Source organism: Shewanella eurypsychrophilus, from assembly GCF_007004545.3.
Lineage (GTDB): Bacteria > Pseudomonadota > Gammaproteobacteria > Enterobacterales > Shewanellaceae > Shewanella > Shewanella eurypsychrophilus.
The window spans coordinates 4,949,734-4,960,000 of record NZ_CP045503.2 but is presented as its reverse complement, the minus strand read 5'-3'; the positions used below and the strand labels follow the sequence as shown (position 1 = coordinate 4,960,000).

Below are 10,267 nucleotides of genomic sequence, written 5' to 3'. Positions count from 1 at the left end.
GTGACTGCGTACCTTTTGTATAATGGGTCAGCGACTTACATTTTGTAGCAAGGTTAAGCGAATAGCGGAGCCGTAGGGAAACCGAGTGTTAACTGCGCGTTTAGTTGCAAGGTGTAGACCCGAAACCGAGTGATCTAGCCATGGGCAGGTTGAAGGTTGAGTAACATCAACTGGAGGACCGAACACACGTATGTTGAAAAATGCGGTGATGACTTGTGGCTGGGGGTGAAAGGCCAATCAAACTCGGAGATATCTGGTTCTCCTCGAAAGCTATTTAGGTAGCGCCTCGTACGAATACCATTGGGGGTAGAGCACTGTTAAGGCTAGGGGGTCATCCCGACTTACCAACCCTTTGCAAACTCCGAATACCAATGAGTACTATACGGGAGACACACGGCGGGTGCTAACGTCCGTCGTGAAAAGGGAAACAACCCAGACCATCAGCTAAGGTCCCAAAGTTATTGCTAAGTGGGAAACGATGTGGGAAGGCTTAGACAGCTAGGATGTTGGCTTAGAAGCAGCCATCATTTAAAGAAAGCGTAATAGCTCACTAGTCGAGTCGGCCTGCGCGGAAGATTTAACGGGGCTAAGCAATACACCGAAGCTATGGGTTTGCTAGTTTACTAGCAAGCGGTAGAGGAGCGTTCTGTAAGCCGTTGAAGGCGAAGGGGTAACCCACGCTGGAGGTATCAGAAGTGCGAATGCTGACATGAGTAACGATAAAGGGAGTGAAAAACTCCCTCGCCGAAAGACCAAGGTTTCCTGTCCAATGTTAATCAGGGCAGGGTAAGTCGACCCCTAAGGTGAGGCCGAAAGGCGTAATCGATGGGAAACGGGTTAATATTCCCGTACTTCTACTAACTGCGATGGAGAGACGGAGAAGGCTAGGCTAGCGCGGCGTTGGTTGTCCGCGTTTAAGGCTGTAGGCTGTTCACTTAGGCAAATCCGGGTGAACGCATTAAATTGCAAAGCTGAGAGTTGATGACGAGTCCCCAAGGGGATGAAGTAGTTGATGCCATGCTTCCAGGAAAATCTTCTAAGCTTCAGGTTAGTAGGAATCGTACCCCAAACCGACACAGGTGGTTGGGTAGAGAATACCAAGGCGCTTGAGAGAACTCGGCTGAAGGAACTAGGCAAAATGGTACCGTAACTTCGGGAGAAGGTACGCTGCCGGCGGTGATGGGACTTGCTCCTTAAGCTGCTGGCAGTCGCAGATACCAGGTGGCTGCAACTGTTTATCAAAAACACAGTACTGTGCAAACTCGCAAGAGGAAGTATACGGTATGACGCCTGCCCGGTGCCGGAAGGTTAATTGATTGGGTTATCTTCGGAGAAGCTCATGATCGAAGCCCCGGTAAACGGCGGCCGTAACTATAACGGTCCTAAGGTAGCGAAATTCCTTGTCGGGTAAGTTCCGACCTGCACGAATGGCGTAATGACGGCCACGCTGTCTCCAGCCGAGACTCAGTGAAGTTGAAATTGCGGTGAAGATGCCGTATACCCGCGGCTAGACGGAAAGACCCCGTGCACCTTTACTATAGCTTGGCACTGAACATTGAACCTACATGTGTAGGATAGGTGGGAGACTTTGAAGCAGAGACGCTAGTTTTTGTGGAGTCAACCTTGAAATACCACCCTTGTAGTTTTGATGTTCTAACTCTGGCCCCTGAATCGGGGTTGAGGACAGTGCCTGGTGGGTAGTTTGACTGGGGCGGTCTCCTCCCAAAGAGTAACGGAGGAGCACGAAGGTTGGCTAAGTACGGTCGGACATCGTACGGTTAGTGCAATGGCATAAGCCAGCTTAACTGCGAGACATACACGTCGAGCAGGTACGAAAGTAGGTCATAGTGATCCGGTGGTTCTGAATGGAAGGGCCATCGCTCAACGGATAAAAGGTACGCCGGGGATAACAGGCTGATACCGCCCAAGAGTTCATATCGACGGCGGTGTTTGGCACCTCGATGTCGGCTCATCACATCCTGGGGCTGAAGTCGGTCCCAAGGGTATGGCTGTTCGCCATTTAAAGTGGTACGCGAGCTGGGTTCAGAACGTCGTGAGACAGTTCGGTCCCTATCTGCCGTGGGCGTTGGATGATTGAAGGAAGCTGCTCCTAGTACGAGAGGACCGGAGTGGACGAACCGCTGGTGTTCGGGTTGTTATGCCAATAGCATTGCCCGGTAGCTACGTTCGGAATCGATAACCGCTGAAAGCATCTAAGCGGGAAGCGAGTCCTAAGATGAGTCATCCCTAGGAATTTAATTCCTCTAAAGAGCCGTTCGAGACTAGGACGTTGATAGGCAGGGTGTGTAAGCGTTGTGAGGCGTTGAGCTAACCTGTACTAATGACTCGTGAGGCTTAACCATACAACCCAGATGGGTTTGTGTAGTTAGTGTGTGTATTACTTCATAAGCACAAAAGAATACGTATTTGATTTAAGTTAGACCAATTATTTTGCGATTTAGACGGGTTAATGCTTCTGAATAGTCAGCTTTCGAAATTTTGCCAAATTAGTCTGGAAACCATAGCATTGTGGCCCCACCTGATCCCATCCCGAACTCAGAAGTGAAACGCAATTGCGCCGATGGTAGTGTGGGGTCTCCCCATGTGAGAGTAGGTCATTTCCAGGCGCCTAATAACGAATAAGCCCATTGCTAACGCAATGGGCTTTTTTCGTTTTTTGCCTGGAAAGATGACCACTCGAGCATGGGGAATATAGATAGCGCATGCGCAGCATGCATCCTTTCATGTGATAGGTCGATAATTGCATCCTGCATAATCGACACTTCCGCCATCCATGGCGGTCGTAGGGCGAATATCGCAATAGCGATGTGCTTATGAGCGCGAAGCTTTAGCGTAGCTGGACATTGAAAGGCGCCTTTGTTGCAGACTACAAAATACCTACTCCCGACGTCGGTCGATAAATGCTCCTCGGTAACTGCTCCTGCGTTACTCTACCTCCTATATCCATATAGTCGTTCAATATCGACACTTTCGCCATCCAAGGCGGTCACCCGCCATCCAAGGCGGTCACCCGCCGCTAAGCTTGGTCAGAAACTGCATCCATGCGTTTATGACATTCACCACATCTGATGTTTAGGATTAACAAATGCCTTGATGGCATGGTCAATGATGTTCCTGACATCATAATGACATTTACCATATCCCTATGGAGTAGATGCCAAGGAAAGGCATGTGGCTTTTCCCCAGTTCGACGACTGCGTCGCTTCTCGCTACAAAGTCGCTGAATGCTACGCATCCAAAGCGCGACTTCTCCGCCCCCATGTGTTCGGCCTTCGGCAAGTATCATGACCATTCAAAGCTTTGTCATTGGAAGGCGCTTTAGTTGCAGGCTACAAAACCAATTTATCCAACTTCAATGTAGGCAGGTGGCTTATCTACTTAAGCAGGTACGTGCAATACCTACTTCAATGCAGCCCAAAGTTGCTAACGCAGTGTGGCCGTTAATTGCTCCTCGGCTCTGGCAATAACATCCTTGTTAAAAGGCCAGTTCGACCTCCATGTCTCTCGCTCAAAAGCCATCATTTATTGATTTTCGCCCTGCTTCGCTCTCGATAATAGCTCCTCGGCATTTGTTCCTGACAATGCTCTACCTCCTATATCCATACAATCGTGCATTATTCTACCTTCACCCATCCTTGGGCTCGTACCTCCTATATCCATATAGTCGTGCGCTCTTCTTTAACAAAAGGCTGCATATCCGCCATCTGATGTTTAGGATTAACAAATGCCCCAGTGGCATGGATGTCAATGAGGGGCCTTGGCGATTAGGCTCTCCAGTTCGACGACTACGTCGTCTCTCACTGCAAAGTAGCTGAATGCTTCGCATCCAAAGCACTGCTTCTCCGTCCCATGAGTTTGGGCTAGGGTTAGTATTATGTATATCCGAATTGGAAGAAGTCTGTATTTGAAAGGAAGAAGCCACCCCTTGTAGGGTGGCTGGCATGCTTATTCTAGTCCTATATCTTGAACCTGGATACTAGTTCGTTGAGCTGTACAGCCATCTCACGCAGGTCACTACAGTCTACAGATGTTTGCTGTACGACTTGACTGCTAGTACTCGATATATCAGCGATCGCTGTGACATGTGGGTTTATCTCTCCAACCACATTTGACTGCTCCCCTGTAGCTGTAGCAATCTGAACACTCATCTCATTCATCACCTTGATGTTTTCTGAGATGGTGTGTAAGTGCTCACCTGAAATAGTCGCTTCAGCTTGGCTTTCAGTGCTGAGTTCTGTACTGCGTTCAATCGCCTCTACCGCTTCTCGAGTTTTAGACTGCAATTTCTCGATAATGGCACGGATCTCTTCGGTAGATGCATGACTTCGTGATGCAAGTGTCCGAACTTCATCTGCAACGACTGCAAAGCCTCTGCCTTGCTCTCCAGCACGTGCGGCTTCGATTGCTGCATTGAGTGCCAGTAAGTTAGTTTGTTCTGATACTGCACGAATAACTTCTAATACGGTATCAATAGAATCAGCATCTTCGGCAAGCTGACTAATAGTTTGACTCGTTTTAGTGAGCTGTTCACTCATGCTCGATACGCTTGAGATTGTTTTCTGTACTGAATTGTTACCTTGTATAACAGCCTCTTCAGCAACCTGAGCATTTTCGGCTGCATTATTAGCGCTGCCAGCAATCTCCTCTGCGGTCATGCCCATTTCATGAATTGCAGTTGCTATCTGTTCAATTTTGCTTACTTGATCTGTGATGTCACCTTCCATATGTTTGGCTTGATTATCAATTCTCTCTACTGCTTCGAAGAGATCGCTACCTGTGGCTGAAACACTTCTAAGTGTGCTACTAAGGTAACTGACAAACTTGTTATAACCTTTGGCCATGTTGCCAACTTCATCATCTCTTGAGTCATCGAGACGTATAGTCAGATCGCCTTCACCTTCACCAATCGCTTCTAACATTTTGGCCAGTTCACCGAAGGGAGAGATAAGCTTGTTAATCAGCCATGCGCTAATGACCATAAATAGAATTGCGATAACAAGCCCCATGACAGCCAAAGACCAGGTTGCTCGATTTAGCGCGCCAAATATTTCATCACGAGGCACTTGTGCTACTAGGTACCAGCCGATTTCTGGTAGATAACGGCTCGCAACTAACATATCGGTTCCTGAATCTTCATATTCTGAAGTGGCAAAATCTTGCTTCTGCAGTAGAGTGCCGGTGTCAATGTCACCTAAATTATTAAGATTTTTACCTATATAGCTTGTATCTGGATGCAGTTTTATCTTGCCTTCACCATCAGTCAGAAACACCTTACCGTTTGTCCCTATCTGATACTGTTTGATGCTGTCTGACAAACTAGCAAGCGATAAGCCTACTCCAGCTACAGCACTCGGCCTACCATCTACTTTCATGAGGTAGTTGATAAACAGAGTGGGGATCTTGCTGCTTTCATCAACATCTAAACTTAGGCCATATTCTTCGCCACTGGACATAAAGTTATAAAACCACTGATCTTTTGGGTCTGACTGAGAAATGGTTTTAAACAATCCGTTTGGCGTAAAGTAGCGGCCGCTGTCAGCTGAGACGATAAAGGCTGTAATTGTGTTGAATTCTCGATTTATATTGCTGAGGTAATTGATGATACTTTGATGTGATTCTGGTTTATCACCATCTCTGATAATGGCTTGGTAATCGATATTATTTGCCATAACCTTAGCTATCGTGATTGGCATAAGTAGCTGTGAATCAATGTCGTTCGCGACTTCACCTAGCACCGCAGGTAACTCTCGCTCAAGAGTGCTCTCTAAAATTATAGATCGACTGGTGTTTAGTGAATAGATGCTAATGATTAAGATAGACAGAACGACAGAAGCCAAGGTAGTGAGCACTACCTTGCGCCGGATATTCAGTTTCAACATTTTTTACTCTCCTATGTTGTGATAAGTATAGGAGATGAATATGATTTTGTACGAAATTTAGCTTTCGTATTGTAGAATATGTGAGCTGCAACATGTTGTAACAGTCGCTAAATAAGCGAAGGATTTTATGGTGGCTAGTCGCAGAATCCTTCATGCAGAAACAGATGCCTAGTCTGGTTAAACCTAGATTCATCTGTAGTGATAAAATCTATGGCTAAAAGGTGTTTTGTTAATACAAATTTTTCTTGCTTAGCTATCTCATATTCATTCATCACAATGTTCATTGCTTCGACAGTCCACTCAGGCTCTCCAAGGCCAATATCAAAGTCATCTGGATCGTAGTTAGTGACCATCCAGTCTTGTAGCTGATCTGATGTGATCTTCTTATCGCCCCAAGACTTTAGTACATCAAGAAGTTGTTGTTTGGTGATATTAGGTTTCGTCATAGGTAAGCCATTAAAAGGGGTTGAATATCAATAATGGCAAAGAGTACCTGTATTCGCTTATAGGGTCGAGTTTTGCCTGCTGTCGAATATAGCATTCACTACCATACCGTTACTAAACCTTAGATTAACTGAATCTTAATTTTCTGTGTTCATCAGTCTAAGCGTGTTAGTATTTCTCGCTAATTTTATTAGATTGATTATGATTTTTTTGTAATTAACTTTTTGATAAATAAGTTAATTACAAAATAGATAAATAATCGATATAGAAAAGATGTTGTTGCAATTGCACCAAATATTTCTAGCCCTTAACTTGTAATTCTTAATTAAACTCCGGATAACAATAATATGAATGATAGAGTTTCAACAAAACCAGAATTCCCTAGGATATTTTGGATCGCTAACGGTGTCGAACTGTTAGAGCGCGCAGCGTATTATGGGGTGTTCATCGTGATCACCTTATATCTGTCTCGTATTCTAGGTTTTACTGATATTGAAGCTGCTTGGTTAGCGGGCTCATTCTCAGCTGGGCTATACTTTCTTCCCACATTTAGTGGGGCTTTGGCCGATAAGATGGGCTTTAGGGGAGCTTTACTCTTAGCGTTTGGACTATTAACTTTAGGCTATTCTGGTCTTGCCCTCTTCCCCGCCTTATTAGAGTCACAAGGCTTAGTTGAGTATGGTAAAGAAGCCATCTATCACGGCTTAAAAGAGGCTGATATTCGTTGGGCGATTATCCCTATATTGATTGTTATTATGATCGGTGGCTCTTTTATCAAGGCCGTGATCACCGGTACAGTTGCTAAGTCCACCACTGCGGCCAATCGTGCTAAAGGCTTTTCAATCTTCTATATGATGGTGAACATTGGTGCCTTTTCGGGAAAGACGGTAGTCAAGCCATTACGAGAGTCAATGGGAGATCTCGGGTTAATTAACCTCAACTACTTCGCTGCGACGATGACACTGATTGCTTTTGTCAGTATCTACTTTTTCTTTAAAAACGCAGAAACCAATAGTGAAGGAAAGTCACTTGCTGAGATCTGGTCTGCATTGACTCGCGTCGTCCGCAATGGTCGTTTAATTTCGCTGACAATTATTATCAGCGGTTTTTGGATGGTTCAGCATCAGCTGTATGCGACTATGCCAAAATATGTATTACGTATGGCTGGTGAGGGGGCTTCTCCTTCTTGGTATGCCAACGTCAATCCACTAGTGGTTTTCCTTTCTGTAAGCCTAGTAACAGCAATGATGAGCAAGCGCAGCGCACTGTCATCTATGACTGTAGGTATGCTTATCATGCCCATATCGGCATTATTAATGGCCTCAGGCAATATGCTGTCAGGCGAAAGTATCATGGGAATGCATCCTATCGCCTTTATGATGATTATTGGTATTGTGTTCCAAGGTTTAGCGGAGTGTTTCATCTCGCCGCGTTTCCTCGAGTACTTTTCACTGCAAGCTCCTAAAGGGGAAGAGGGACTTTATCTTGGTTTCTCACACCTTCATTCGTTTATTAGCTCCTTGTTAGGTTTTGGTCTGTCAGGCTACCTGTTACAGGCTTATTGTCCAGATCCAAGGATCTTTGATAATCATGAGCAATGGGTTGCAGCGTCTGCTAACGCTCATTACATTTGGTATTTCTTTGCTGCAGTAGCCACCGTATCGGCTATCTCATTGATCATATACGGGGTAATTATTAGAAAACTCGATGGTAAAAAAGAGCAGCAAGCCGAGCTCGTTACTGCCTGATAGGGGAATGACTCTTCAGTAGAGCCCAAGATGTCAGTGCTTATTTTAAGCCCCGAAATATCGGGGCTTTTTTATGCGTGATAATGACAGGTTTTAGTTCACGAAAAGTGAGTGGTGACTGCCAATAACAAGCAAGTCAGATCAATCCTTGCTATACTCCCGCAAACAGATGTCTGGTCTTTATTTATGGCGAATCAACGCTGAGGTATTGGTCAAAATAACATCTTGAAAACGCGATCAAATTAGTTATGTGATTCGTCTTATAAATGTAACTGAAGGACTTTCTCTCAGGAACATTTTAGTGACAGCAGTAGGAATAGACCTTGAGCCAAACAAACCCAACATCAAACGCTTCATCAAAAGCCCCTTCACTACAAGAGAGTGGTGTGTCTTTCTCAACATTGACCCTGAAACCTGAGCTAGTCAGTAACCTAAAAACCATGGGTTACGACTCGATGACAGCCATTCAGGCGCAAAGCTTACCGGCTATCTTGAACGGTGAAGATGTGATTGGCCAAGGTAAAACAGGCTCAGGTAAAACTGCAGCTTTTGGCTTAGGTCTGTTGAACAAGTTAGATGTGAAGCGTTTTCGCATTCAGTCGCTAGTCTTATGTCCGACTCGTGAGCTAGCCGATCAGGTAGCGAAAGAGATCCGTACTCTGGCTCGTGGTATTCACAACATCAAGGTACTGACCTTATGTGGCGGTGTTCCTATGGGGCCGCAGATTGGCTCACTAGAGCATGGAGCCCACATCATAGTGGGTACGCCAGGTCGGATCATAGATCACCTGTCACGTGAGCTTTTAAACCTAGAAAACGTCAACACCTTAGTGCTCGACGAAGCCGACCGTATGTTAGAAATGGGCTTCTTGCCTGATCTAGATTACATCATGGCCGAGATGCCACGTGAACGTCAGACCTTATTATTTAGCGCCACATTTCCTAAGCAGATCCAAAAGGTCGCAGAACAGATCATGTTTGAGCCTGTGATGGTCAAGGTCGCATCCACTCATGATAGCAGCAGTATCGATCAGCATTTTTATCAGATCGACAGTAATAAAGACCGCCAAAAAGCGCTGCGCTTATTACTGTTGCAGCACCGCCCTGAAAGCGCCGTAGTTTTTTGTAATACCAAGCGTGAGACCAAAGATGTGGCCGCCACATTAGCCAATGATGGCTTTAGTGTCGTGGCACTCCATGGTGATCTAGAGCAGAGAGACAGAGACATCACCTTGATGCAGTTCGCCAATAAGAGTGCCTCTGTTATGGTAGCAACCGATGTTGCTGCTCGAGGCTTGGATATCGAAGCATTGGATATGGTGATTAACTACGAATTCGCTTTCGATACCGAAGTGCACATTCACCGAATCGGCCGTACAGGCCGCGCTGGTAGCAAGGGCACCGCCTTTACCTTCTATACCCATGATGATGACTATAAAATCAAGTTGTTAGAAGAGTATATGGATCGTGATATTGTCAGTGAAGGTTTACCACCAGAGAATTTGTTAGACACCTTTCCGACTCAGCCTAAGATGGTTACCTTACAGATTGAAGGTGGTAAGAAGAACAAGGTTCGTCCCGGCGATATCTTAGGTGCACTTACTGGCGAAGATGGTATTCAGGGCTCTGAAGTCGGCAAGATTAAGATCACCGAATTCCGCTCATATGTCGCGGTAGACCGTAAAGTAGCCAAGCGTGCGCTGCATAAGATCGTCAACGGCAAGCTTAAAGGTCGCATGTATCGTGCATGGGAAATGCGCTAGTCTGCTAGTTGAGACTAAGTGTCAACTTTTGAAGGGGAGCAATTAATGTCGCTCCCTTTTTTATTGCTATTAACTCAATGGGAGCATTCAGCCCTTAGGGTTCTCTCGTTCGTATATCTCATCAAACTAATCTGAAACCATTACTTGGTGTTTACCTATCACCTGCCGTGGGCTTAAGTGCAAACACTTCTGCGACACGCCGCGAGCACAATCCCTGTGGGCTCTGCGACATCATCCCTGATGTCGAAGGTCACAGCCGTGTTCACACCAGGTTATTTGTTTCTTCGATTTAACTCTGCTAATGGCGTTACCACGTTTAGTGCCCTAATTAGTCATAGCACGAGCTAGGTCATTTCCAACTGATGGATGTGCAGTTTTAAGGTGGGTTAGCTAGATTTTGCAAGTCTACTGA

The 10,267-nt window shown here is 45.6% G+C and carries 5 protein-coding genes and 2 rRNA genes (1 of these 7 cut by a window edge); 4 read left to right on the top strand and 3 right to left on the bottom strand.

The annotated features are described in order from the left end of the window. A 23S ribosomal RNA gene (locus tag FM038_RS21180) occupies window positions 1-2,363 on the top strand; it begins 542 nt to the left of the window's first position. 148 nt (window positions 2,364-2,511) lie between these two features. Further along, window positions 2,512-2,627: ribosomal RNA gene (gene rrf, locus FM038_RS21175) — 5S ribosomal RNA — on the top strand. Between the two features lie 410 nt (window positions 2,628-3,037). On the opposite strand, the gene FM038_RS21170 is transcribed toward rrf, so the two are convergent. The 3 genes from FM038_RS21170 to FM038_RS21160 form a co-directional block, all read right to left on the bottom strand. After that, the gene (locus FM038_RS21170; protein ID WP_142871309.1) at window positions 3,038-3,313 is read right to left on the bottom strand and encodes a hypothetical protein; all 276 of its coding nucleotides are present in this window, start codon (window positions 3,311-3,313) and stop codon (window positions 3,038-3,040) included. Between the two features lie 664 nt (window positions 3,314-3,977). Continuing rightward, window positions 3,978-5,900 carry a methyl-accepting chemotaxis protein gene (locus tag FM038_RS21165; protein WP_142871310.1) on the bottom strand — a complete coding sequence of 641 codons (1,923 nt, stop codon included), beginning with the start codon at window positions 5,898-5,900 and terminating at the stop codon, window positions 3,978-3,980. 134 nt (window positions 5,901-6,034) lie between these two features. Next, a complete protein-coding gene (locus FM038_RS21160; RefSeq protein ID WP_142871311.1) occupies window positions 6,035-6,346 on the bottom strand; it encodes a hypothetical protein in 312 nt (103 codons plus the stop codon). A gap of 345 nt (window positions 6,347-6,691) precedes the next feature. On the opposite strand from FM038_RS21160, the gene FM038_RS21155 reads away from it, so the two are divergent. Next, window positions 6,692-8,092 carry an MFS transporter gene (locus tag FM038_RS21155; protein WP_142871312.1) on the top strand — a complete coding sequence of 467 codons (1,401 nt, stop codon included), beginning with the start codon at window positions 6,692-6,694 and terminating at the stop codon, window positions 8,090-8,092. Between the two features lie 386 nt (window positions 8,093-8,478). Next, window positions 8,479-9,855, top strand: a complete 1,377-nt coding sequence (gene dbpA, locus FM038_RS21150) for an ATP-dependent RNA helicase DbpA (protein WP_142871659.1) — start codon at window positions 8,479-8,481, stop codon at window positions 9,853-9,855. Window positions 9,856-10,267: the final 412 nt, after the last annotated feature.

Excerpts from the sequence above, each read along its gene's own strand:
- FM038_RS21155 (WP_142871312.1), top strand. The coding sequence starts at position 6,692 with ATGAATGATAGAGTTTCAACAAAACCAGAATTCCCTAGGATATTTTGG.
- FM038_RS21170 (WP_142871309.1), bottom strand. The coding sequence starts at position 3,313 with ATGGTCATGATACTTGCCGAAGGCCGAACACATGGGGGCGGAGAAGTC.
- FM038_RS21165 (WP_142871310.1), bottom strand. The coding sequence starts at position 5,900 with ATGTTGAAACTGAATATCCGGCGCAAGGTAGTGCTCACTACCTTGGCT.
- FM038_RS21160 (WP_142871311.1), bottom strand. The coding sequence starts at position 6,346 with ATGACGAAACCTAATATCACCAAACAACAACTTCTTGATGTACTAAAG.